This is a genomic window from Streptomyces xiaopingdaonensis (assembly GCF_000262345.1).
GTDB classification, from domain to species: Bacteria; Actinomycetota; Actinomycetes; order Streptomycetales; family Streptomycetaceae; genus Streptomyces; species Streptomyces xiaopingdaonensis.
The window spans coordinates 1-323 of the sequence record NZ_AJTQ01000325.1 but is presented as its reverse complement, the minus strand read 5'-3'; the positions used below and the strand labels follow the sequence as shown (position 1 = coordinate 323).

Below are 323 nucleotides of genomic sequence, written 5' to 3'. Positions count from 1 at the left end.
CGCCCTCTCAAGGCGGTAGCGCCGGTTCGAATCCGGTCGGGGGTACTCGATCGAAGGACCCCCGCAGCAGCGGGGGTCTTTTCGTGCGCCCCGTGCCCCTCAACTCTCCCCGCCGAACCGGCGGTTGGACTCCTCGGCGTCGGCGATGCGCCGTAGGCTCAGCAGCACCGGTTCGTAGAGCAGTGTCCCGAGCACGGCGGCCTCTATCCGCTTCTCGCTGCCGCCGGCGCCCTGGATGAGGTCGAGGTCGGCCTCGGCCGCGGTCGCGGCGGCGCGTGCGTACGGCAGCAGCGTCTCGGCGTCGCACGGGTAGCCCAGATCCC

General features: G+C 71.8%; 1 pseudogene. It reads right to left on the bottom strand.

The window, feature by feature from the left end:
* Positions 1-99: 99 nt before the first annotated feature.
* A pseudogene (locus tag UWG_RS0124945) lies at positions 100-323 on the bottom strand (MerR family transcriptional regulator); the annotation flags it as partial.